20 protein-coding genes are annotated in these 24,556 nt (G+C 33.6%); 18 read left to right on the top strand and 2 right to left on the bottom strand.

Annotation, left to right across the window (positions count from 1 at the left end):
- From CW357_RS13685 to CW357_RS13655, 7 genes are all read left to right on the top strand, one after another.
- Positions 1-939, top strand: coding sequence for an ROK family protein (locus tag CW357_RS13685; RefSeq protein WP_119416080.1), 939 nt, complete (start codon positions 1-3; stop codon positions 937-939).
- Positions 927-2,024, top strand: coding sequence for an ABC transporter ATP-binding protein (locus tag CW357_RS13680; RefSeq protein ID WP_119416079.1), 1,098 nt, complete (start codon positions 927-929; stop codon positions 2,022-2,024). Before CW357_RS13685 ends, CW357_RS13680 begins: the two co-directional genes overlap by 13 nt.
- 139 nt (positions 2,025-2,163) lie before the next feature.
- Positions 2,164-3,471: an ABC transporter substrate-binding protein gene (locus CW357_RS13675; RefSeq protein ID WP_233548082.1), complete on the top strand. Its 1,308-nt coding sequence runs from the start codon at positions 2,164-2,166 to the stop codon at positions 3,469-3,471.
- A 125-nt stretch (positions 3,472-3,596) separates the two neighbouring features.
- Entirely contained in the window at positions 3,597-4,457 is an 861-nt protein-coding gene (locus tag CW357_RS13670; protein WP_119416078.1) for a carbohydrate ABC transporter permease, read from the top strand.
- Positions 4,457-5,272: a carbohydrate ABC transporter permease gene (locus tag CW357_RS13665; RefSeq protein WP_119416077.1), complete on the top strand. Its 816-nt coding sequence runs from the start codon at positions 4,457-4,459 to the stop codon at positions 5,270-5,272. The genes CW357_RS13670 and CW357_RS13665 overlap by 1 nt, the downstream gene beginning before the upstream one ends.
- 21 nt (positions 5,273-5,293) lie before the next feature.
- Positions 5,294-6,325 carry a LacI family DNA-binding transcriptional regulator gene (locus tag CW357_RS13660; protein ID WP_119416076.1) on the top strand — a complete coding sequence of 344 codons (1,032 nt, stop codon included), beginning with the start codon at positions 5,294-5,296 and terminating at the stop codon, positions 6,323-6,325.
- Between the two features lie 19 nt (positions 6,326-6,344).
- Positions 6,345-8,009 (top strand): glycoside hydrolase family 13 protein, encoded by a 1,665-nt coding sequence (locus CW357_RS13655; RefSeq protein WP_124218343.1) that lies wholly within the window; start codon positions 6,345-6,347, stop codon positions 8,007-8,009.
- A 145-nt stretch (positions 8,010-8,154) separates the two neighbouring features.
- On the opposite strand, the gene CW357_RS13650 is transcribed toward CW357_RS13655, so the two are convergent.
- The gene (locus CW357_RS13650) at positions 8,155-9,435 is read right to left on the bottom strand and encodes a glucose-6-phosphate isomerase (protein WP_124218342.1); all 1,281 of its coding nucleotides are present in this window, start codon (positions 9,433-9,435) and stop codon (positions 8,155-8,157) included.
- A gap of 336 nt (positions 9,436-9,771) precedes the next feature.
- Here CW357_RS13650 and CW357_RS13645 point away from each other — a divergent pair, with 336 nt between their 5' ends.
- The 3 genes from CW357_RS13645 (at position 9,772) to CW357_RS13635 (ending at position 13,471) form a co-directional block, all read left to right on the top strand.
- On the top strand, positions 9,772-10,401 hold the full coding sequence (locus CW357_RS13645) for an HD domain-containing protein (RefSeq protein ID WP_124218341.1): 630 nt from the start codon (positions 9,772-9,774) through the stop codon (positions 10,399-10,401).
- The gene (locus tag CW357_RS13640) at positions 10,398-12,287 is read left to right on the top strand and encodes an ABC-F family ATP-binding cassette domain-containing protein (RefSeq protein ID WP_124218340.1); all 1,890 of its coding nucleotides are present in this window, start codon (positions 10,398-10,400) and stop codon (positions 12,285-12,287) included. Before CW357_RS13645 ends, CW357_RS13640 begins: the two co-directional genes overlap by 4 nt.
- A gap of 62 nt (positions 12,288-12,349) precedes the next feature.
- Positions 12,350-13,471: a conserved virulence factor C family protein gene (locus tag CW357_RS13635; RefSeq protein WP_124218339.1), complete on the top strand. Its 1,122-nt coding sequence runs from the start codon at positions 12,350-12,352 to the stop codon at positions 13,469-13,471.
- An 85-nt stretch (positions 13,472-13,556) separates the two neighbouring features.
- Here CW357_RS13635 and CW357_RS13630 read toward each other — a convergent pair whose 3' ends face one another.
- Positions 13,557-13,757: a hypothetical protein gene (locus CW357_RS13630; RefSeq protein WP_124218338.1), complete on the bottom strand. Its 201-nt coding sequence runs from the start codon at positions 13,755-13,757 to the stop codon at positions 13,557-13,559.
- 289 nt (positions 13,758-14,046) lie between these two features.
- On the opposite strand from CW357_RS13630, the gene CW357_RS13625 reads away from it, so the two are divergent.
- The 8 genes from CW357_RS13625 (at position 14,047) to CW357_RS13590 (ending at position 24,380) form a co-directional block, all read left to right on the top strand.
- Positions 14,047-14,610, top strand: a complete 564-nt coding sequence (locus CW357_RS13625; RefSeq protein ID WP_124218337.1) for a GNAT family N-acetyltransferase — start codon at positions 14,047-14,049, stop codon at positions 14,608-14,610.
- Positions 14,611-14,787: 177 nt separating this feature from the next.
- Positions 14,788-15,975, top strand: coding sequence for a hypothetical protein (locus tag CW357_RS13620; protein WP_124218336.1), 1,188 nt, complete (start codon positions 14,788-14,790; stop codon positions 15,973-15,975).
- A gap of 138 nt (positions 15,976-16,113) precedes the next feature.
- Entirely contained in the window at positions 16,114-16,686 is a 573-nt protein-coding gene (locus tag CW357_RS13615) for a DJ-1/PfpI family protein (RefSeq protein ID WP_119416067.1), read from the top strand.
- A 216-nt stretch (positions 16,687-16,902) separates the two neighbouring features.
- Positions 16,903-18,339 carry a hypothetical protein gene (locus tag CW357_RS13610; protein WP_233548081.1) on the top strand — a complete coding sequence of 479 codons (1,437 nt, stop codon included), beginning with the start codon at positions 16,903-16,905 and terminating at the stop codon, positions 18,337-18,339.
- Positions 18,269-18,955, top strand: coding sequence for a hypothetical protein (locus CW357_RS13605; RefSeq protein WP_119416097.1), 687 nt, complete (start codon positions 18,269-18,271; stop codon positions 18,953-18,955). The genes CW357_RS13610 and CW357_RS13605 overlap by 71 nt, the downstream gene beginning before the upstream one ends.
- Positions 18,952-22,170, top strand: a complete 3,219-nt coding sequence (locus CW357_RS13600) for a coiled-coil domain-containing protein (RefSeq protein ID WP_124218335.1) — start codon at positions 18,952-18,954, stop codon at positions 22,168-22,170. Before CW357_RS13605 ends, CW357_RS13600 begins: the two co-directional genes overlap by 4 nt.
- A 179-nt stretch (positions 22,171-22,349) precedes the next feature.
- Entirely contained in the window at positions 22,350-23,489 is a 1,140-nt protein-coding gene (locus CW357_RS13595) for a cation:proton antiporter (protein ID WP_124218334.1), read from the top strand.
- A 165-nt stretch (positions 23,490-23,654) separates the two neighbouring features.
- Positions 23,655-24,380 carry a ZIP family metal transporter gene (locus CW357_RS13590; RefSeq protein WP_164489607.1) on the top strand — a complete coding sequence of 242 codons (726 nt, stop codon included), beginning with the start codon at positions 23,655-23,657 and terminating at the stop codon, positions 24,378-24,380.
- The last annotated feature ends 176 nt before the right edge of the window (positions 24,381-24,556 follow it).

Genomic DNA, 24,556 nt, shown 5'->3' with positions numbered 1-24,556 from the left:
ATGAGCCTAGTACTAGGTGTTGATATTGGTGGAACTAAAATACGTATAGGTGTTGTAAGTGAGACTGGTGAAGTTATAGCTGATACGACGATTCCAACAAAATTACCTTTATACCCTTATTTAGAAGAGAAAATTCTCGAGGTACAAAAACAATTTCCTAATTTAATAGGGATTGGTATAGGAACGAGAGGGATGGTAGATAGTGAAGAAGGAATAGTCACTTTTGAAACCGAATTACCCGGCTGGAAAGGGACTCATGTAAAGAAACAATTACAAGCTGCTACAGGAATTCGTGTAGAAATAAATAACGATGCAAATTGTGCAGCACTAGCTGAGTCATATCTTGGCTCTGCAAAGGATTATCGTCGAGTGGTTTGTTTAACAGTAGGAACTAAATTGGGTGGCGGAATAATTATTGATGGAAATGTTATGAATGGTGCGCACGGTGGTGGTGGAGAAATTGGTCATATGATTTTGTATCCTAATGGTATTCTTTGTGGCTGTGGACGATATGGTTGCAGTGAAGAATATGTTTCTGGGACTGCTTTAAGAAGGTTAATATTAAATAATAATGTTATAGATCCCAAAACTGAGGAATTGGTAACTCCACATGAATTATTTAAGATGGCAGCAAATGGCCACAAAGGTGCAATAGCTGTTCGCAATGCTTTCCTTACCGATTTCGCTATTGTCATATCTAATTTACAGGCAATTTTAGATATGGATTGTGTTGTTATAGGTGGAGGAGTTTCTGAATCATCTGATGATTGGTGGAGTTTTCTTCTTACTGAAGTAGAACCATTAAAATTAAAACCTTTAGAAATTAAAAAAGCAGTCTTTGGAAATGAGGCAGGAATGCTTGGTGCTGCATTATTAGTCATTGATCGCTCAAAACTCTTGCAATACAGAAAAGGGAGTGTAAAGACATGGCAACTTTAAAATTAAAAGGAATTTCGAAAATATATGATAATAAGACAAAGCTAAAGGCCGTATCAGATTTTAATCTAGATGTAGAAGATGAAGAATTCATCGTTTTTGTTGGACCATCTGGCTGTGGAAAAAGTACAACTTTAAGAATGATCGCTGGTTTAGAAGAAATCTCAGAAGGAGAGTTTTTAATCGATGGGAAGCGTATGAATGAAGTTCCACCAAAAGATCGTGATATTGCAATGGTATTTCAAAATTATGCTTTATATCCACATTTGACAGTGTTTGATAACATGGCTTTTGGATTGAAAATGCGTAAAGTCCCAAAAAAGGAAATTGAAAAAAGAGTGAAAGAAGTTGCAGCAATTTTAGATTTAGAACCATATTTAAACAGAAAACCAAAAGCATTATCAGGTGGTCAACGTCAGCGTGTTGCATTAGGTCGTGCAATAGCTCGTGATGCTAAAATATTTTTAATGGATGAACCATTATCCAATTTAGATTCAAAATTACGTGTACAAATGCGCACAGAAATTATTAAGCTACATAACCGATTAAAGCCGACAACCATTTATGTTACACATGACCAAACAGAAGCAATGACAATGGCAACAAGAATTGTCATCATGAAGGATGGGGTTATCCAACAAATTGGTACGCCAAAGGAAGTGTATGATGCACCTGCAAATGTTTTTGTCGGAGGATTTATTGGTTCACCTGCTATGAACTTTTTTACAGGAGTTTATCAATCAGGTTCTATTCAAATTGGTGAAAAAACTATACCATTGCCAACAGAATTTCAGTCAATATTACAAAATTACAATGGTGAAGAAGTTTTCATGGGGATTCGTTCAGAACATATAAGCAATGAGAAAAACAACTCTGTAAGTAATGATGATTATATTGTTGAAACACAAATTGAAGTAGCTGAACTAACAGGAGCGGAACAAATGATATATGCAAACTTGGAAGGACAGAATTTTGTAGGAAAAATTGACTCCGCTAAAACAGTTCATCCTGGGGATTATATTAATCTAGTATTCCAACTAAAATATGCACATTTCTTTGATAAAAAAACAGAATTGCGCATAAATTAGATATTGTTATATAAATAGCAATATGTTAGGATTTAAATAATTCATTATGTGCAAACGTTTTCGCATTTTGAATTATTTTTTTATATTAATTATGCAAACGCTTGCAAATGAAAATTTATCACAAAGGGGTAGAGAAAAAGTGAAAAACAAATGGCGTGCAGGGCTCTTAGCTATGTCACTAGGGATTACGGGGATTTTAACGGGGTGTGGTTCTAACGAAGATTCATCAAATGAGGGGACATCAGGATCAAAAAATAAGCAAGTCACGATTGACGTGTTCCAGTTTAAAGTGGAGTTTAAAGATCAATTTGAAAAAGTAGCGAAAGATTATGAAAACGAACATAAAGATGTAAAAATTAACATTACAACTGTTGGTGGAGGAGAGGATTACGGCGCAGCTCTTCGCTCAAAATTTGCTTCGGGTAAGGAACCATCCATTTATAATATCGGTGGACCACAAGATGTGGCAGATTGGCAGGATAAGCTAGCGGATCTATCGGATTCAGGAGCTGCAGGTGCTGCATTAGAAGGAACACTTGATGGAGTAACATTAGATGGGAAAGTGCTAGGTGTTCCATACAATCAAGAAGGTTACGGATTTATATACAATAAAAATATCTTCAAAAAAGCAGGAATTGATCCGACGACAATTACGGATTACGCTTCGTTAGAAAAAGCTGTAAAAGAATTAGATAGCAAGAAAAAAGAATTAGGAATTCAATCTGTATTTGCATTACCTGGTAAAGAAACATGGGTAACGGGTCTACATTTATCAAATACATTTCTTGCTCCGGAGTTCGATAATAATGTTTTAACTGCTTATGATGCTAAAAAGGTTGATTTTAAGTATGGTGATGCATTCAAGAAAATATTAGATTTGCAAAATCAATACTCCGTTCAACCTACTGTAAGCTTGGACTATTCAAAACAAGTTGAAGAATTATTCTCTCTTCAAAAAGTAGCAATTATTCAACAAGGAAACTGGATATATGGATCAATCGCTGGAATCGATGAAGAATTTGCAAACAATGGTATTGGAATTTTACCAATTCCTGTAGAAGGGTATAAAGAAGACAGTATTCCAGTAGGGATTCCAATGTACTGGGGTGTTAACAATAATGCTGAAAAAGAAGTAATCGAGGCATCTAAAGAATTCTTAGATTGGTTATATACTTCTGAAAAAGGTAAAGAAACAGTTATCAATGATTTTAAGTTTATTCCAGCCTATAGTGGATACGATGCTTCTAAAATCTCAGATCCACTATCTAAAGCCGTTTATGAATATGCAAATGAAGGTAAAACAATTGGTTGGACGTTTATGGGTTATCCAACAGGTTGGGGACAAGACGAGTTGGGTGTGCAAATTCAAAAATACTTAAGCAAAAAAGCATCATGGGATGAAGTTGTAAACACAACTAAAAAATCATGGGAAGATAATCGTAAATAAAAAATTATTCAACATTAATAGGTAGTAAAGTCCATTATAGAAATTATCTTTTTGGAAAAGGATGACCTTTCATCAATATTCATTTAGGATGAAAGGTCATTCATTGATATATCGGAGGTGAAAAGATGCGTAAAAAGGACTTAACTTATTGGTTCTTCTTATTCCCAGCGTTACTCGCATTAGCAGTAGTTGTTGTAGCACCGTTAGTCGTAGGCGTTTATTATTCTTTTACAGATTGGAATGGAATACAAGTAAAAGAATATGTAGGATTTAAGCATTACATAGAGCTTTTTCATGATAAAGAATTTATAAATTCTCTTTGGTTTACAACCAAGTTTTCAATTGTTTCAATCATATTAATTAATACGTTTGGTTTATCTTTAGCTCTTATTGTTACAACAAAGTTAAAGACAAATAAAATACTAAGAACTATATTTTTTATGCCAAATCTGATAGGGGGATTAATCCTCGGGTTTATCTGGCAGTTTATTTTCACGAAAGCCTTTGCTAGCTTCGGGTCAATAATCGGCAGTGAAAAATTACAAGGTTGGCTATCAACTCCTGAGACAGGTTTCTGGGGTTTAGTGATTTTAATGAGTTGGCAAATGTCTGGATATATAATGGTTATTTATGTGTCGTATCTAGAGGGTGTGTCAAAAGAATTAGTAGAAGCAGCTGAAATAGATGGAGCTAACGTTTTCCAAAGATTTTGGTATGTTGTTTTCCCATTAGTAGCACCGGCATTCACAGTTAGTTTGTTTTTGACACTATCAAATACGTTTAAACTTTACGATCAAAATCTATCACTCACTGGTGGCGGACCTTACAATTCTACTCAAATGGTCGCTATGGAAATCTTCAATACCGCATTTTCACAATACAATATGGCATATGCTCAAGCTAAAGCAGTTATATTCTTTATCATTGTAGCAGCAATTGCGTTATTGCAAGTATATTTAAACAAGAAACGTGAGGTGGAGATGTGATGAAAAAGGCTTATTTAATACCAATTGAAATATTAGGGATTCTACTGGCGCTAATTTGGTTATCGCCTTTCTATTTGATGATTGTCAACTCATTTAAAACTAAGAAAGAAATATTTTCAGACACATTAAAACCACCAAGCACTTTTTCTTTTGATAATTACATTCAGGCATTTAAGGAATTAGACTTTTTAAGAACATTTGGAAACTCACTGCTAATTACAATTTGTAGTTTAGTAGTAATTATTGTCTTTTCTGCAATGGCTGCCTATGCATTGTCGCGTATGAAAAGTAAGGTTGCAACAGTAATTTTCTTTATTTTTGTAGCAGCTATGTTAATTCCTTTCCAATCTGTTATGATACCACTTGTAACGATTTTCGGAAAATTCGAAATGCTGAATCGTTTCGGAATCATCATTATGTATTTAGGTTTTGGTACAAGTTTATCAATCTTTTTATATCATGGAGCGTTAAATTCTATTCCAAAATCATTGGATGAGGCAGCAACTATTGATGGAGCAAATAGGTTTCAAATTTTTTGGCACATTATTTTCCCAATGCTAAAGCCAATAACAGTTACAGTAGCCATTTTAAATACGATTTGGATTTGGAATGATTATTTATTACCATCATTAGTGATAAACCAACAAGGAATGGAGACGATACCATTGAAGATGTTCTTCTTCTTTGGGGAATATACAAAACAATGGCATTTAGCATTAGCAGGTCTCACTTTAGCCATAATACCGGTAATAGTCGGTTATTTCATAGCACAAAGAGAAATTATTAAAGGAGTTTCAGAAGGTGCAGTTAAGTAATATTGAAAGGAAGATGTTCCATTGGCAGTAACAATTATTGATGTAGCGAAAGAAGCAAATGTCTCGCCTTCTACGGTTTCTCGTGTCATTGCGGATAGTCCAAGGATTAGCGTACAAACAAAACGCAGGGTAAGGGAAGTGATGGAACGCTTAAAGTATTATCCCAACTTTCAAGCAAGAAATTTAGCTGCGAAAAGGACAAATACAATAGGTGTAATTATGTCCCATTCGACATCTCTTGCTTTTCAGAATCCATTCTTCCCAGAAGTAATAAGAGGTATTTGCTCAAGCGCTCATTCAAACCAATATGGAATTTATTTGTCTACTGGTGGTACAGAAGAAGAGATATATAAGGAAGTAGTGTCGATGGTACAAGGGAAAAAAGTAGATGGAATCATCTTGCTCTATTCTCGAGTCAATGATCGTACGATGGCATATTTAAAAGAAGTAAAATTTCCATTCACAATGGTAGGGCGTCCATATGAAAACGAAAAGGAAATTTCATATATAGATAATGATAATAAAACAATCTCCAAGAATATGGTGAATTATCTTGAAAAATTAGGGCACCAACATATTGCATTTGTTGGTGGGGATATCGATTTTGTTGTTTCTTTAGATCGTTTAGAGGGATATAAACAGGGTTTAAAGGAAAAGAATCTATACTTTATTGATGAGTATTTTATTAGAGATGAAGACTTTAAAACAAAAGGCATTAAAAGTATCCAAGAATTAATGAAGCTAGATATGCCACCAACAGCCATTATCGCTCATGATGATTTAGTTGCATATGAAATTATTCGCTATTTAGAGGATTTATCTATAAATGTTCCAGAAGACATTTCAATTGTAAGTTTTAATAACCATGCTCTCTCTGAGTATGTAAAGCCTCCATTAACGACAGTGGATATCTCGATATTTGAATTGGGTTTTGAGGCGGCAAATTATTTATATGAACAAGTTGGATCTGATCAAATAACGATAAAACATCATTTTGTGCCAACAACCCTAATTGAACGTAATTCATGTAAAAGTATTAAGTTTGAAAAATAGACATTAAATGAGGTGAACTATGAAAAGAGCTTGGTGGAAAGAAGCGGTCGCTTATCAAGTATATCCGCGGAGTTTCCAAGATTCGAATAATGATGGCATAGGAGATTTAAGAGGGTTACTTTCAAGACTAGATTACTTACAAGATTTAGGTATAGATGTAATATGGATTTGTCCCGTTTATCAATCTCCAAATGATGATAATGGGTATGATATTAGTAGTTATGTAGATATTATGGAAGAGTACGGAACAATGGAAGACTTTAATAGGTTATTAGATGAAATCCATAAACGTAAGATGAAACTCATTATTGACCTTGTCATTAATCATACAAGCGATGAACATCCCTGGTTTATAGAGTCAAGATCTTCCAAACAAAATGACAAAAGAAATTGGTATATTTGGCGAGATTCAGTTAATGGAAAGGAGCCAAATAACTGGGAGAGTATTTTTGGTGGTTCTGCATGGGAATTCGATCAAAAGACAGAACAATATTATTTACACTTATTTTCTAAAAAACAACCTGACTTAAATTGGGAAAATGAAGATGTCCGACAATCATTGTATACAATGATTAAGTGGTGGCTAGATAGAGGAATCGATGGATTTAGAGTTGATGCGATTAGTCATATCAAAAAGGACACGACTTTCTCTAATATGCCAAATCCAACAAATCTACCTTATGTACCTGCATGGGAAAAATATATGAATGTCGAAGGGATTTTAACATTTCTAAATGAATTAAAGAAAGAAACATTTGCAAAATATGACATTATGACAGTAGCTGAAGCAAATGGAGTAGGTATTGATGAAATCCGTGAATGGGTAGATGAAAATGAAGGGAAATTCAATATGATTTTCCAATTTGAGCATCTCTCACTTTGGGATGCGAATGCTGAAATTCAATTAGATATTCCAGGATTAAAAAGAGTACTGACTAACTGGCAAAAGGCATTAGAAGGTAGTGGCTGGAATGCCTTATTTATAGAAAATCATGATATTGCTAGAAGTGTGTCCACTTGGGGGAATGATCAGGAATATTGGAAGGAAAGTGCTACTTCTATAGCCATTATGTATTTCTTTATGCAGGGAACACCGTTTATATACCAAGGTCAAGAGCTTGGTATGACCAATGTGAAATTTTCATCTATTGAAGAGTATGATGACGTGAAAGATAAAAACTTTTATGCTGAACGTATAGCGATGGGTGATACGCATGAGCAAGTGATGAATATCATTTGGTCATCCAGTCGCGATAACGCTCGTACTCCAATGCAATGGTCAGACAAAGCGAATGCAGGATTTACAGATGGAAAACCATGGATAGGTGTAAATCCAAACTATACCGAAATCAATGTCGAAAAACAGAAGGTAGATCCGAATTCAATCCTCAACTTTTACAAAGAAATGATTCGTTTGCGCAAGGAAAATGAGGTTTTTATATATGGTGAATACAATTTAGTATTGGGTGAACACAAACGTATTTTTGCATATACACGTACGCTCAATAATGAAAAAGTAATGATTGTAAGCAATTTATCACCACAAACAGTTAATATAGATGAAATCGACGGTATTATTTTTGAAAGAAAGAATCTATTGCTATCAAATAAAGAAGTAGAGAATCATGATCCATTAAAAGCCCTAAAATTAAAGCCTTATGAAGCTAGAATTTATCGAATATAAAATAAAACTCATTCATGACGTATTATTTTCATCAATGAGAAATAAAAAAGACGTATTGTCTAAGGACAATACGCCTTTTTATATGTTTTGTAATCCGTTGCCTTTCAGTTAACGCGGATACTAGAATATTAAAAGATCAGCAGACTTAATACACTGGCTTTTTTAACATTTTAAATATATTGGTTTTATATGCTTCTACACCAGGTTGGTCGAAAGGATTAATTTCAAGTAGATAAGCACTATATGCACAAGCCATCATATAAAAATATAACAGATGACCAATATGCATTTCATCAATTTGGTCGATAGTGATTGTTATATGAGGAACACCGCCATCTAAATGTGCATTGGCTGTAGCTTCATGGCATACTTTATTAAATGCATGCAATGATAGCCCACTCAAATAGTTTAACTCATCACCGTTATTGTTAGATTCTAGAATTGTCAAATCTTCATCTATATTCTTCACCATCAAAAATGTTTCAAATAAGTTTCTTTGCCCATCTTGAATATATTGACCTAAAGAGTGTAAGTCTGTTGAGTATTGAACAGATGAAGGAAATATTCCTTTTTTATTTTTCCCTTCACTTTCGCCAAATAATTGTTTCCACCATTCTTGTAAATATTTCAATCTTTCTTCAAACGACGCCATAATTTCAATTAAATAGCCATTATCATGCAAGCGTTTGCGCAAAACCGCATACTGAATAGCAGGATTATTATGCATATCAAAGTGACCGAATTGTTCTTCTGCTTTTTTGGCACCTGCAATAAGCTCAATGATATTGAATCCAGCTGCTGCTATTGGCAATAATCCAACGGCGGTAAAAACAGAATAACGACCGCCTATATCATTAGGTACAACAAACCTTTTATAACCTTGTTCAATGGCAAGTGAACGGAGTGCCCCTTTTTCCTGATCTGTTGTTACAATAATTCGTGATGCTGCTGATGATCCATAACGATTTTCCATATACTGACGTAAAAAACGGAATGCAATAGCAGGTTCAGTTGTCGTTCCGGATTTTGAAATAACATTAACTGTTACTTCTTTGCCATCAATGTACTTCAATAATTTTTTTAAGTAACTACCATTGACAGAATGACCGGCAAATATGACTTCTAAGCTATCATTCTTTTCAAATGGAATAGATAGAGCTTCAATGACTGCTTTGGAACCGAGATAGGAGCCTCCAATACCAATTACGATTAAGACATCAGAAGTGGAACGGATATGATTAGCAGTAGTTTTAATTTCTTCTAATAATTCTTGACTTATAGAACTTGGCCAATTTAGCCAACCTAAATAATCTGAACCAAAAGCTGTCTTGGATTTCATGTCGTTATAAATTGTTTCTAATCTTTTTTCAAGTTCTGGTGAAAGAAGTTGTGTATAATCATCTGAAAAACCGATTGTAATATCCATTGAATCCCCCTTTTTAGAAAAATCCTTCTAATATTATTTTACCATTATCGGCAAAAAAGTCACTATCTATTATTTAGAAAAAAACATCAATATGTAGAAAAAAAACAATTTTAAAAGAATAATATGCATTTTATACATTTTAAATTTCAACGAGGAGTTTAAGCTGAAACGACAGAAAATGGGAATGATAAACCGAATTCTTATAATTGGTCGTTAAAGAATTCCATCCCTTATAAGGTTTCTCTTAAAATGATTGGATAAAATGATTCGTAAAATAACTATGATACGTGAAATACCGTTATAATAATATCATTGGGCAAAAAAGGAGTTTTTTAGATGAACAAAGTGAAACAATGTGAACAACTTGTAAAATCTATTTATGATCAATTTGACGCAAGTCATGATTATCAACATATTGAACGAGTAATGATGAATGCAAAAACAATTTTAGAAACAGAGCCAACAGCAAATGGAGAATTAGTTCAATTAGCTGTGCTTTTACATGATGTAAGTGATCCTAAGTATACAACTGGTAAAGAAAACGAATCGACCATTCTAAACCAACTTGATTTAAAACATGATGAAATTCAAAAAATACAAGAAATCATTGCCTCTGTATCTTTTAGAGGAGGAAACGAACTGGAAGCTAAATCTATTGAAGCGAAAATTGTTCGCGATGCAGATCGATTAGATGCTATCGGTGCGGTAGGGATTGCGAGAACATTTGCTTATGGTGGTGCCAAAGGAAGAAAGTTGTATGATGAAAAGGAAGAAGTTCGAGTTCAAATGACGGAGGCAGAATACCGTAAAAAAGAAACAGCTTCTGTAACTCATTTTTATGAAAAGCTATTATTACTAAAAGATTTAATGACCACAACAAAGGGTAAGCAAATGGCTGAAGCTCGCCATCAATTTATGGTAGACTTTTTACAACAATTGAAGTTAGAAAGAGAAGGGAAACTATGAGTCATTTAATCGTTTCGAATTGCACAAAAACTGTTGGCGATAAAACGCTATTTGAAAATATCGAATTTACAATTGTAGAAGGGGAGAGAGCAGGGTTAATCGGGATTAATGGTACAGGAAAATCTACATTAATGTCCATTTTAGCAGGAGAGTTGGAAGCAGATTCACTTGATTTAGACCATCCAAACAAATACCGAATAGCATATCTTCCACAAAATCCGGTTTTCGAACCTGGTGAAACAGTACTACAGGCCGTATTCGCAGGAGACTCACCAATATTACGTTTAAATCGCCAGTATGAAGAAACTGTAGCATTGCTAAGTAGTCAACCAGAGTCTGTAACTTTGCAAGATCAGCTTTTTCGATTACAACAACAAATGGATCAACTACATGCTTGGGATGTCAATGCTCTGGCCAAAACGGCTTTAACAAAGCTAGGTATTGAAACATTTGAAGAACAAGTCGTTAATCTCTCAGGTGGACAGCAAAAACGTGTTGCATTAGCAAAGGTTTTAATTGAGCCAGCAGATTTATATTTATTAGATGAACCTACCAACCATTTAGATGTACAATCGACAGAATGGCTTCAAGAAATGGTATTACGATTAAAAGGAGCAGTTATTTTTATCACACATGATCGCTACTTCCTTGATGCAGTTTCTACCCATATCTATGAACTAGCAAATCAAACACTGTACAAGCATAATGGTAACTATGCAGCATATCTGGAAGCTAAAGCGATTCGAGAAGAAATGGCAGTAGCAACAATGGCGAAAATGAGAAATCGATATCGTTCTGAACTTAAATGGATTCGTCGTGGTGCACAAGCAAGATCAACAAAACAAAAAGCGCGTATTCAACGTTTTGAAGAACTTGAAGATAATCTAGAACATAAAACAGATGATACAAATTTAGAACTAGGCTTAGCCACTTCTCGATTAGGCAAAAAAGTTATTGAAGCAAAGGATATTTCCAAGGGATATCAAGATAAGCACCTTATCAAGAACTTCTCTTTTCTATTACAGCAAGGTGATCGAATTGGTATTATTGGTGCAAATGGAGCAGGGAAAAGTACATTATTAAATATACTAGCTGGAGATATCCAACCTGATGAAGGAATAATTGATGTAGGTTCGACTGTTCGTATAGCACATTTCACGCAACATCTTCCGGATATGAATACAAACCAGAGAATGATTGAGTATATACGTGAAACAGCAAATGATATTGAAGATGCTACAGGTGAACATCACTCAGCCGCGAATATGTTAGAACGATTTTTATTTCCACTACATACTCATGGAACACCTATTGGTAAATTATCTGGTGGAGAAAGAAAACGTTTATATCTTTTGAAATTATTAATGGAACAACCAAATGTTTTATTATTAGACGAACCGACAAATGACTTAGATATTGAAACACTTTCTGTATTGGAAGATTTCATCGAACAATTCCAAGGTGTTGTTGTCACTATTTCTCATGATCGTTTCTTTCTCGACCGAATTGCTAAAAAGTTATGGGTGTTAAATGGACATGGTGGTGTTGAAGAAAGCCTGGACATTTATAGTGATTATCTTGCGAATCATGAACAAACTCAACCTGTATCTACTGTTAAACAAGAAAAAGTAGAAAAAACTATTGAAAAAAAGATGAAACCACAAAAGAAAAAATTATCATTTAAAGAGAAAAAAGAATGGGAAACAATTGAAGATGATATTGCGAAAGTAGAGGAAGCAATTATGACTGCTGAAGAAGGTATTGCTGGAGCAGGATCTGATTTCACTTTACTACAAAATTTGACTTCCGAATTAGAAGAACTCAATGCAAAATATGAACATCTTATCGAACGTTGGGAATATTTACAAGATATTGTAAATGGGTAAAGCTTTTCTTCTACAATCTCATTTCACAAATTTAGCGATAAATATTAAAAGGGGAAAATTAGATGAAAATTGTTGCAATTGAACCGACTCCAAGTCCAAATACGATGAAGGTAATCCTTGACCAAGAATTACCTTTTGGTACTGCCAATAATTATAATGATAAAAACAAACAAGATGCTCCAAAAGAAATTCAAGAAATTCTTTCCATTGAGGGTGTGAAAGGTGTATATCATGTTGCGGATTTTTTAGCAGTTGAACGCATTTCAAAATATGATTGGGAAAATATTTTAGCAGCTGTTCGTAATGCTTTCGGTGAACAACATGAAGCCTCAGTTGGTGAACAAATAGATGAGCATTACGGTGAAGTTTATGTGCATGTTCAAATGTTCAAAGGTATTCCGCTCCAAGTGAAAATTTTCGATAGCATATCTGAACAACGTTTTGGATTAGAAAAGCGTTTTATAGATGCATTTAACAAAGCTATGCAAGGTGATGAAAACTATATATTACAACGTAAATGGGTAGATTATGGTGTTCGATATGGAGATAAAGAAGAAATTGGAAAGAGCATCGTGGATGAGTTAGAAGCTGCGTATCCAGAAAGTCGATTAGCAGAATTGATAACAGCTAACAACGAGAAAAAGACAGTAGTTGAACAACGTAAACGAAAAGTGAATATAGAAGAATTCGAAAAAGAGGATTGGGAAAAACGTTTCCAATTACTCGATCAAATGGCTGACCCGGAAGTTAGTGATTTACCATTGTTAGAAAAGGCATTAGAAGATGAGAAAATGTCAATTCGTCGTCTTGCAACAGTATATCTTGGAATGATTGAAGATAAAAAAGTTGTACCAAGTTTAGTTCGAGCATTACAAGATAGAAGCGCATCCGTTCGTCGTACTGCTGGTGATTGCATAAGTGACTTAGGATTTGAAGAGTTTGAACCAGCGATGATGGAAGCTCTCAAAGATCGTAACAAACTAGTTCGTTGGAGAGCGGCTATGTTCTTGTATGAAACAGGTACTAAGGCATCTTTGAAAGCTTTAGAGGAAGTAAGTAGTGATTCAGAGTTTGAAGTTAAATTACAAGTGAAGATGGCAATTGCCCGTATTTCTCAAGGTAAAGAAGCAATGGGATCTGTTTGGAAGCAAATGACAGAAGCACGTGCTAAAGAAAAAGAGTAATTTATAGAAATCCATATATTATGAACGGGCAACTGATAGTTATTATGATTTTAGTTGCTCGTTCATTATTTTAATAGTTATTGCTTTAAAATTTAGAAACGGAAGTTGTAATTTTTTGACGTTTATTTTTTGTTGTAATCATAGTATAGCTTGTGTAAAAAGAAGATACGCTTAATATTCCTAATAACCATCGAATGCCGAGACTATAAATTGGTGCGAAAATTCCAGAAACTAATAATATTAATCCTAAAACAGAAAGAAAAACTCCAGTATTTATGTCCTTCATATAAGTCATCTCCTTATGCTTTGGTAAAACTATTATTTCTATACTTATAACTCAAACCCTCTTTTTATCTGAATTTTCTTAAAATAATATAATTTTATAGTGATTTAAATTCTATGTTTATGATGCCCGTAAAGAATATTCATATGATTTTATAGAAATAATTTGAAAATGTGTCTATTTTATGTCTATAATTATAGCAATCTTATTTAATATGGTTGCAATATTCGAACAACGTAGGATCGAAATACAAGCAACCTTGGAGGAAGTAGTACTTCAGGGAGGTTTTTAAATGGTATGTATTCGTTTAGTTCCACATGATGTAAGCTATGCTGAAGAAATTTCTAAATTGACGAGTGTCTCGGAAGTGCGAAATGCTCTTGGTATGACAAATGCACAATGTTCTGTTCCTGGTACAAGAGATTTTATAAGATTGATGCAATTAGAGGAAAAGTTAGGACATCATATTTCCCGTGTGATTCTTGACGAGGGTAATAATATCATTGGTGTTATTTCATTAAAAAACATAGACGAAATGCAAAAGTCATGTCACGTTGGTACGTGGCTGGGGCGCGAATATTGGGGGAAAGGATACAATGAAATTGCTAAAATAGAAATACTTAAAATAGCATTTGAGAAATTGCACTTAAATTATGTTTTTGCTGGGGCTCGACTTGAAAATATTCGTTCACAAAAAGCTCAAGCAAAATTACCGTACATGACGCTTAATGTTGAACAACAATTCCACTATGAATGGAAAAAACTCGAATGGTTAGAACAAACCCCATGTGTACTAAACATGGTTAGGAAGGAAGATTTTTTAAATTGGTATTATCAAGATATAGCTGTTAGTTAAGCCGATTCGAACAAGTGGAATCGGCTTTTTAAATTAATTTATTTCGGAAATGATTTTTAAAATTATTCAAAATTTTTCCTGGATTATGGTAATATAGAAACATATTTGGAATATTAAGAGATGAAGGTATTTACTTTCATTAAATTATACAAAATGTGTAGAATGGTTGGAGGAATCATGAAATACAAAAAACAGATTATGTTAGTTTCATTTATTATATTTATAATTATTGGAACTTTCGCGTTTGAAGGCTTAAAAAAAACATCAAAAACAAATGGAGTAGAGCTATCATTTTCAGAGTTGACACAACCAAATTTTTTGAATCAGCAACTAGCGGTTCTATATGCATCATCTACTACAGATGTGTTACAAAAAGGAAAAGGAAATAGCAAAGCGATATTTATCAATCAAAAAGGAGAATTGCATGCATTAAAACTGTCCGGTTTAGAAAGTGGAAGTACATATTTTAATAAAAAAGTTCTTTTCATTGAGGATTCTAAAAAGGTAATAATGCTAGGAAATTCAGTGGAAAATTATGATATGCCTACAGAAGAATTAAGAGGAATTAGAACCGGATATCTATCTAAAACGAGACAGTTTTATAGTTTATATAATACTGGGTTCAGTAAAAAGGATGATTATATAACGACTATTCGTTACGGCGGAGAGGAAAAAATTCAATCAGCACATATTCCTTTTTTTATATCAACTGTCGGGCAATTATCCGATCGCCTCATTATTGTCACTCAAGATTTAATAACAGGGGAGTTCGCTTTGCGACAAGTACAATTGAAGTCTAAAGTATTGAATAAAAAGCTAATTGATTTGCACTTGGAAAATGCGGGAGAATTAGATGCTATTACACCAGTAGTAGCAGATAATCATAACTTATATTTTGTTATGACACATTATCAATCTGAAAAAAGTGAGGATTTATATTTAGTTATCGTTAATCGTAGTACGAAAAAAGTAAAGACAATCCCATTCATACAATATCGTTCCGAGGATGAAGTTGAGAACGGTCTACCATTTAACTTTAACAATTCAGCTTACATAAAAAATGGCCATTTCTTTTATGTAAACGGTTTAGGTGAAGTTTACGATTATCAAGTTACTTCAGGAGATATTAAGAAAATTGTACAACTTAGCCGTGAAGACAAAGGAAATAGTCGGCTAGAACAAATAACTTTTAAAAACAATAAAATTTATCACATATATTCAGATGAAGACCAACAATTTTTCCTCGAAACATTTGATTTGTTTTCAAGGGTAAAGGAAAAGACTATAGAAATTAAACATTTAAAATCTATTTTACCGATGGATGATCAGAATTACTATTTATCGAGTTTAGAAATACTACAATAGGTGTGATCCCCCCTAACTATTTTAAAGATAGGGGGGATTTTTCCTTTTAGACATATATTAACAGTATTTTAGTAAAGGTTTTCTAAATTATATGTCGAATTATAATTACGTATGATACTTTGATGGAGGGATGATGAGATGACGAAGAAGATTTTGATATTAACAGGAGATGCAGTTGAGGCATTAGAAGTGTATTACCCATATTATCGTTGTTTAGAAGAAGGATTTGATGTAACAATTGCTGCTCCAAGCGTTAAAAAAATTCAAACGGTTGTCCATGATTTTATCGATGGTGTTGATACTTATACTGAAAAGCCTGGTTATGGCTTACAAGCAAACGCTAGTTTTGAAGAGATAAAACCGGAGAAATATGATGGTTTGATCATTCCTGGTGGGCGTGCTCCAGAATATATTCGGTTAAATGAGCATATTCCAGGTATTGTAGCCCATTTCTTTGAAGCAAATAAACCAATCGCTGCAGTTTGTCATGCGGCTCAAATTTTTGCAGTTATACCTGAGGTGATTAAAGGAAGAGAGCTTACCGCATATATAGCTTGCAAACCTGAAGTACAAGTTGCTGGTGGCACATACATCGATGAAACGCTTCATAAAGATGGCAATTTAATAAGTGGTCACGCTTGGCCAGATTTGCCAGGATTGATGAAAGAATTTTTGGTGAAACTACAAGAAGAATCTGTAAAGCTTTCTTAATTTTAAATAGTGAAAGTAAAAACAAGGATGCCATATCAATCGGCATTCTTGTTTTTATTTGCTGAATGATAGGATTTTAACCATTTAATAGAGAAATAGATAATAAAGTATCAATTTATGGGTTCTACTACACTTAATAAATTTATGTATTTTTATACATAGTTGAATTTTTTTAATGATAATTATTAGAAAATTATAAATACGGGGTGTTCCTTCATGGAAAAAATCGACCAATCATTAGATAAAATACCGATTTCAATATTCGATAATACTGTTCAGCAAGTACATTTAAGGAAAACAATGCGTGATATAGTGTCACTTTCAGGGGTTTTAAATGACTTGCATTCACAACAAATCTATCAAACTCCGATTGAAATTCTTCGTTTCTTAAAAATCCTTAAATTATTAAATGAAGAAGCTTTAGGTTTAACTCGAACAATTGAAACAGAGGAAGAATTATTTTATCGCTATATTCACTATTTTCATGACGGAGAACCTCCATCTTTGGAAAAGGTAATTCAAATTTGCAATACTTTAGCAAAGCATAACTGGATATCTAAGCAGAAGAAAAAGTTAAAGCTGCTTGATAGAGGTAAACGAATGATTGACATGCTCATAAGAATGGCAAATGATTCTCTGGCCTATCATATGCAAGATGATCTTTTTCGACCATTATTCCAAGCAATCCGTGATGCAGAGTTAAGTGAAGCCTATGATGATTGTGGCATTTCAGGTGAACACAAAATTGCTTCTATGATTAGAAATGTCGAAGTAGCGATCGAACAAATTGAATTACATCAATTAGAGTTATTAGCGGAAAAAAATGCATTACCGAGGATTGAAAAATTGTATTCTTTAATGCGAGAAATAGATGACAAGATGAATGCGCGTTTAAAACAATGTAAGTCAGTTGATGAAGCTATGCAATCTTTAATGAAAAGAGGAGCAGCTGCTTTTACAAAAGGAACAGATTTGAGTTTAGGACTTTTAAACAAATACAATCGTTTTGTTATGATGAAAAATTCACCTATAACGACCAGTATTTCTCCAGAAAAGGTACGGCAATTCATCGTCAATATGTATGAGCCTCCTGTAGATTCAAATATTCCAAATGGACATGAAATTTTTAGCTTTATGGAACAACAAGAATATGATGATGAAGGAATTGATGGACTGTGGATACCTATCAAATTTACATCTCCAATTAGTAGACTAGATATTGAAGAGGGAATTGATTATTTAGAAAACTATGAACCCCAAGCAAATGTGGAAGATATTGAAAAAGTGCCAATCCAGTATGTAGAAGAAATAATTGAAAAAGCCAATGCTCGCGATATATTTTCTGAAGTTTCTTGGCAAATGACCAAATCAGATATTAAAACGGAAGAAGTAGAAGAATTTCTGGAAGGAAAAAAGGATGTTGAATTGGAACAGCTAATTGTTCAATCAGGTTCCAATAATTGGGGAGACAGTATTCGAACATTACTAGCGGTATCAGCTTTAATAGGAAATCAGAATGTAGAGGAAAATCGTAAGGAAGATGTACAAACCATCGAAAAAGAGTGGGAGTGGAGCAATGATGATGATAGAAAATATAGTATACGACAACGAACAGCAAAACCTAAATCCTTTGATGGTGATGCAGAATCTTAAAGCTTTTTTATCTACAGAAGAAGAATTAGTCTTCATGCAATTACTCTTCTCTTCTTCATCAGCAATCAAAGGACAGAATTATGGGCTAAAACGAAAAGAAGTAGAAAAACTGTTGAATATTAAAAATGATGAACAGGCATTTTATTCTTATATTAATCGATTGAATCAGGCAATCGCAAGATATTTTAAAGTAATCTACGATGAAAAACGGGATCAACTAATTGTGATGATGAGAGTCCCAGCAAAACAAGCAAAATCGACATTAAACAAAGAAGCATTAGCGATATTATTATACATGTTCTATCAGCAAGAAGTATTGAATCATGAATATACATTGTTACAGCAATTGCTAATGGATTTTGGACATGAAATGCAGCATGCAAGTAGAAAATTACAAAATAATATTGAGATATTAAAGAAAATCGGTGCCGTAGAAGATATTAAACTTTCCCAATCGGAGCAAGCATACAAGATAACTGCGATTGGCGCACATATGTTTTCAAATTCTTTTCTAAGAAGAATGACTGAATTTGCTCAATCGGCACAGTTAAGTAAGGAAGAAGTTGTGAAATTTTTTAAACGCCATAATTTGTATAGGCAGGAGGAAGAACTATGATTCCATATAGCTTACAATTTAGTGGTATTCGAGACTATAAACCAGTGAAACTAACATTTGGAGCAGACGGTGAACATGTTTTAATCTCAGGGCCAAACGGAGCAGGAAAGTCAACAATCACCTTTGCCATTGGTGCAGCTTTGTATTCCTCAAAAGTTGATATTGAAGGCTTACGCTCTGCCAATTTACGTTCTGGTCAAACATGGAATGCCGAAGTGTTATTAACTTTTCATAATACAGGCGTTTCCAAAATTGATGGCGCTCCTTTTATCGCTTTTCAGCTACTTATTAAGCAAGAACCAAATGAAGTTATTCAAAGACAATTTAAGGTTTATACAGGAGATTCCCCAGATGATTTAAAACAAACCACGACATATCGTTCGGGCGATCATTACTCGAATCTTTCAATGTATCGAGATGACTTGATATACAAATATAAAATCCATCCAGATATGTTTTACTTGATTTGGTATCAAAAAGAAGTCAATCAATTCGCAACGATGACGCCAGAAGAACGTTTTCGACGTTTTAGTGAAATGTATCACATTGAAGAAATCCAAAGGAAATGGGAAATTAGTGTAGAAAATTTAAAGGATTTAGAAGCTGAATTACAAGTTACAAAGAGTAATATTAAGCTGATTGAAACGCAGATGAAAATTGCCAATGAAGCATACAATCGTTTTAAAACAAATGAAAGAAGTCTTCGTATAAATGGAAAAAATCATGTTTGGCTGACATTAAGCATTAAAGCAAAATTAGAAAAAGAACTTAAAGACTTTGAGCTCGAATTCAAAAAGACAGAACAACAATTACAAGGATTACAAAATAAGAGTACAGTAATTCTAAGTCAAATATCTGAATTAAAAGAACGAAAAAAGCAAAAGGAACAACAAAGCTATCAATTAGATAAAGCCATTCGCCAACTAAAACATAAAGAACTAACATTGCACAATCAACACCTTCGACTAAAAGCAGAAATTGAACATCTCAACAAAAAACTTGAAAATACCCAAGAGCTTCGAAAAAAGCTCCAATATAGTGAGGAAGATGCAAGAAAACTTGTAGTCGAAAATACAGTGAAAATGGAAGAATTAAAGAAAAAGCTTGAAATATATAAAGGCGAAATTATAGAAAATTCAAGAAGAGTAGAAGAATGGCAATACAAAAAAGTAAAAGAAGAATTTGCGATAAATACAATCATTGCTCAAGAGGAAGACTTCAAAAAGCTGCTGTCTATTTATACAAGTAGTTATGAAGTTGAAAAATGCTTACAACAAAATAAACAGGCTTATAATCAGCTTGCAAAAAGAATCCCTTTAACAGAAGAAAAATGCCAACAATTAAAAGCGGAAATCACCATGTTACAGCAAAATAAGATTATGTCGATTCGCCAACAAGATGCAATCCAACATTTAAAAAGACAAGGAATACAAGCATATACACTACGCGACTTTGTAGAATTAGATGAAAGTGCAACCTTGAAGGATGAAAAACGAATAGATCCGATTAAGTATACAATTTTTTATAAAGCTCGTTCATGCAAACCAGCCAATGACCTTTATCATGTGTCGTTGTCAGGCGTTATCCCTACAAAATTTTTGAATCATTTACCGCAACAAAAATTAAAAATTAGAGATGGGCTATCCGAGGAGCAAATGATTATGGCAACCAAAGTATTGTTTTGGATAGAGCAATTCTTTGAAAAGCAACCGAGACTTCAACACGGGTTATTAATCGATGAACGAGGAATACGTGGACCGCAAGAAGTAGATAGTTTTATATTAAGTAATAAGGCAATAGAAATACGTTTAACACAATTGCAAAAGACCCTTTCTGAAACTGAAAAACAACTGCAAGAAGATATCCAATCTAGTTCTGAATATGAACAGCGGATAAATAACTTACAAAGTGTGATAAAAGATGTAAAAAAAGCAGAAGCATTTGTATTAGAAATGGATAAAAAGAGCGAGCATCAAAAGCTTATCCAACAATTACAGGGGAAAATCTTAGATGTACAACAAGAAAATTTAGATTTACAAGAACAGTTAATAGAGATACAAGCACAACAGGCTATGGAAAAACTGCAAAAACAATCACTCCAAGAACAACTAGAAATTTATAAAAAATTGGGAGAAATAAAAGCAGAGCAACAAAAATTACTGCAGTATGAAAAAGAAGAAAAACAGCTCATTCAGAATATAAAAGACAATGAAAAGACAAAAAGAGAGAAACAACTTCAATTTCACGATATCCAGGATTTACTGAATACTTTATCACGTAATATTGGGCGATTAGCAAATGACAAAGAAAATAATGAACAAGCCATTCACCATATTGATAAAAAACAAATGGAAATTAATGATAAGATATTGACAATCAAAGCGGAAATAACGAGAAATGAAATGATTTTAAAAGATTTAGAAATAGTCATTCCCGAATTATTTGAAGAAGCGCTCCAGGAAAAAGTTGTTCAAGATGAATCAATGTCAACCTTACTATCACAAAATGAACAATCTAAAATTGCCTTTGAAACAGCAAGAAATGCAGATGTAGATCCACATGCTGAAGAAAATTATAAGATTCGTAAATTAGAATTCGATAGAAAACAAGAGGATATCTGGAAGATGGAGGAACTTTTAGAAGAAGGTAAAGACCTTGTTTCAGAAAACGAAAAGAATTTAGAAACAACGATTAATATGCACGTACTTAAACTTAATAAGCGATTCCAACAATATATGGGACAATTTAACTTTGAAAGTGAAATTTCATGGGAATGCTTTGAGGATCGCCGTGGACGAGCACTATTCAAATTATATGTGAAAGCACACAAAGATGGGCATGGTAGCAAATTAGAAGATGTAAGTATAAAAGCGAGAAATGGTAAACATGGGAAAGGGGTATCTGGAGGTGAAGAATCCCTAAGCTCTCTCTTATTTGCACTTGCTTTACTACAGCATCTAGATACAACTCCTGGTTATATTATTTTAGATGAGTTTGATAGTGCATTAGACGAAATTCGTAAAGAAAAAGTATTTGAATTATATGCAACTGAACTAAAACGAAAACTAATTATCCTATCTCCGAAAGCCCACGATGATCAATACTATGCAAAGTATAGTAAAGTTTTTATCGTCCAACACGACCCAACAAAAGTAGAAAGCACTATTAAAGGAATTCAGATGAAAGAGAAGAAAGAGACCTTGGAGATAAGGTGAAACTCCTATAAGCGAGGGAAACGAGCAGCATTCAATTAATCTCTTACTATTTTTTATTTTACAAAAATTGAATTGTCCTGTATGATAAATGTAAATCAAATACTTAACGTAACACATGGTGGAGTCAGTCAATCTGGCCCCGCCATGTGTTTTTTATTTCAAAATAAGGGGGAAATGATTTGTTTATTCTTCAAATTGTTATTATTTTATTGGCCACAAAATTAGCTGGTCACTTGAGTGTTAGGCTTGGTCAACCATCCGTATTAGGGAAGATTATTATCGGTATCATTTTGGGCCCTGCTTTATTGGATTGGGTACATGATACAGAAATATTACATACTTTTAGTGAAATAGGTGTTCTGTTATTAATGTTTTTAGCAGGACTTGAAACGAATTTGAATGATTTAAATCGCAATAAAAAGGCGGCATTGCTTGTTGCCATTGGAGGAATCATTGCTCCAGTTGGGCTGGGTTACTTAGGAGCACACTATTATGGACTTTCTACAGCTGAAGGGATTTTCATCGGGTTGTTACTAGCTGCTACTTCTGTTAGTATTTCAGTCCAAACTTTGCGTGAATTAGGCTGGTTGAATAGTAAAGAAGGAGCAACATTACTCGGTGCAGCTGTTTTAGATGATATTATCGTTGTAGTTTTATTAGCAATCGCGATGAGTTTCTTTGCCGGTTCTGATGTTAGTATTGCTTTACTAATCGGAAAGAAAATATTATTCTTTGTGATTCTAATTCTAGCTTCAAAATGGTTGGTTCCATATTTTTTAAGACTATTTTCTAAAGTGAAAGTTACAGAGCCGTTATTAAGTGGAGCTTTAATCATTTGCTTTGGATTTGCATATTTTGGGGAGATTCTTGGTATTGCAGGAATTATAGGATCATTTTTTGCAGGAATTGCGATAGCACAAACAACATTTAAGAGAGAAATCGAAGAAAAGGTTGAACCAATTGCCAATGGTATTTTTGTTCCATTTTTCTTTGTAAGTATTGGTTTGGCCGTGTCATTTGAAGGTATAGGAAACCAAATTGGCCTGATCGCCGTGTTCTCATTAATCGCACTTCTTTCAAAATTTATCGGTTCTGGTTTGGGGGCAAAATTATCAGGATTCAACATGCGCTCTTCAATGGGGGTTGGAGCAGGGATGATTTCTCGAGGCGAGGTAGCTCTGATTATCGCTGCTATGGGATTAGATAGCAAACTATTACCATTTGAATATTATACCCCGATGATTATTGTCGTTGTGATCACAACATTAGCAACTCCACCACTATTGAAATTGATATTTGGAAAAAGAGTAACAGAATAAAAGGATTAGTGGATAGATATAGTATTAATATGATCTATCCACTTTTTGTTTTAGATTTAAAAATGGATGAATCTGTTTTTTACTATAATTTGCTATGTAAATAACTGAATAATTTTTATGCGAATCCCATATATCATTATAAGTAGAATTTGGGGTGAGCTAATGTTGTCTATAGGAATTGTTGGTTTTTTAGCTACAGCAATAGGGATTGGTCTGGGAGGTATTATTGCATTATTTTTGAAGGGAATACAGCAAAAAGCGCCAACCATTAATGCTTTATGTACAGGCTTAATATTGGGACTAGTTTGTTTGGAGATTGCTCCTGAAAGTATTGAGCTTGGAGGGGTGCTGGTATTTACTATTGGCTCTATGATCGGAATTTTTAGTTTTGTAAAAATACATGAACTTTCACATAGATTGATCCCTTCTACGGTAAATCCTCAAAAGGGAAAGTTAATCCAAACAGGATTGTTATTAGCCATCAGCATTACCATTCATAATCTTCCACTAGGAATTGCTTTTGGTTCAAGTCAACATTCTGAAATAAGTAAACCGTTATTGCAAATGCTTATTTTACATAACATACCTGAAGGGATAGCAATGTTTGTTCCGTTATTTCTTGCAGGTCTTAGATTTAAAACTTTCCTCTTCATCATCTGTTTTGTATCTTTACCTGTAGCAATAGGTGCAATAATAGGGAATTTCATTGGTATGCAATATCCCTTACTATGGTCATTTATTATTAGTATTGCGTTAGGCATCATTGTTGTCGTTACCATGAAAGAAATCTTTATGGAAGCGGTCAAGCATTCATCTTTTAGCTATGCTATCTCATTGTTTATCATCGGTATTTTGGCTATTTGGATGTATATTAAATTTATCTCTCATTAACCATTTGCTTAAAATCTTCGAAAATAGTTGTACAGTCGTACTTAAAACTAAAAATACAATTTGTAAAAGATGATATCAAATGAATGACTTATTAATAGAATAAAAGTAAAATATAGTTAAATATAAAATAGCTTTCTATTAATCCTAAAAGCCCAGGGGTGAAATGTCAATCATAA

This window comes from Rummeliibacillus sp. TYF005, from assembly GCF_003844195.1.
Lineage (GTDB): Bacteria > Bacillota > Bacilli > Bacillales_A > Planococcaceae > Rummeliibacillus.
The sequence above is the reverse complement of the archived record's forward strand: the minus strand, read 5'-3'. Positions and strand labels throughout refer to the sequence as shown.

What these genes read in the sequence shown, in the direction of transcription:
- CW357_RS13665 (WP_119416077.1), top strand. Translation starts at nt 4,457, where the DNA reads ATGAAAAAGGCTTATTTAATACCAATTGAAATATTAGGGATTCTACTG.
- CW357_RS13670 (WP_119416078.1), top strand. Translation starts at nt 3,597, where the DNA reads ATGCGTAAAAAGGACTTAACTTATTGGTTCTTCTTATTCCCAGCGTTA.
- CW357_RS13630 (WP_124218338.1), bottom strand. Translation starts at nt 13,757, where the DNA reads ATGAAGGACATAAATACTGGAGTTTTTCTTTCTGTTTTAGGATTAATA.
- CW357_RS13615 (WP_119416067.1), top strand. Translation starts at nt 16,114, where the DNA reads ATGACGAAGAAGATTTTGATATTAACAGGAGATGCAGTTGAGGCATTA.
- CW357_RS13625 (WP_124218337.1), top strand. Translation starts at nt 14,047, where the DNA reads ATGGTATGTATTCGTTTAGTTCCACATGATGTAAGCTATGCTGAAGAA.
- CW357_RS13685 (WP_119416080.1), top strand. Translation starts at nt 1, where the DNA reads ATGAGCCTAGTACTAGGTGTTGATATTGGTGGAACTAAAATACGTATA.
- CW357_RS13645 (WP_124218341.1), top strand. Translation starts at nt 9,772, where the DNA reads ATGAACAAAGTGAAACAATGTGAACAACTTGTAAAATCTATTTATGAT.
- CW357_RS13655 (WP_124218343.1), top strand. Translation starts at nt 6,345, where the DNA reads ATGAAAAGAGCTTGGTGGAAAGAAGCGGTCGCTTATCAAGTATATCCG.
- CW357_RS13650 (WP_124218342.1), bottom strand. Translation starts at nt 9,435, where the DNA reads ATGGATATTACAATCGGTTTTTCAGATGATTATACACAACTTCTTTCA.
- CW357_RS13620 (WP_124218336.1), top strand. Translation starts at nt 14,788, where the DNA reads ATGAAATACAAAAAACAGATTATGTTAGTTTCATTTATTATATTTATA.
- CW357_RS13640 (WP_124218340.1), top strand. Translation starts at nt 10,398, where the DNA reads ATGAGTCATTTAATCGTTTCGAATTGCACAAAAACTGTTGGCGATAAA.
- CW357_RS13605 (WP_119416097.1), top strand. Translation starts at nt 18,269, where the DNA reads ATGATAGAAAATATAGTATACGACAACGAACAGCAAAACCTAAATCCT.
- CW357_RS13680 (WP_119416079.1), top strand. Translation starts at nt 927, where the DNA reads ATGGCAACTTTAAAATTAAAAGGAATTTCGAAAATATATGATAATAAG.
- CW357_RS13635 (WP_124218339.1), top strand. Translation starts at nt 12,350, where the DNA reads ATGAAAATTGTTGCAATTGAACCGACTCCAAGTCCAAATACGATGAAG.
- CW357_RS13610 (WP_233548081.1), top strand. Translation starts at nt 16,903, where the DNA reads ATGGAAAAAATCGACCAATCATTAGATAAAATACCGATTTCAATATTC.
- CW357_RS13600 (WP_124218335.1), top strand. Translation starts at nt 18,952, where the DNA reads ATGATTCCATATAGCTTACAATTTAGTGGTATTCGAGACTATAAACCA.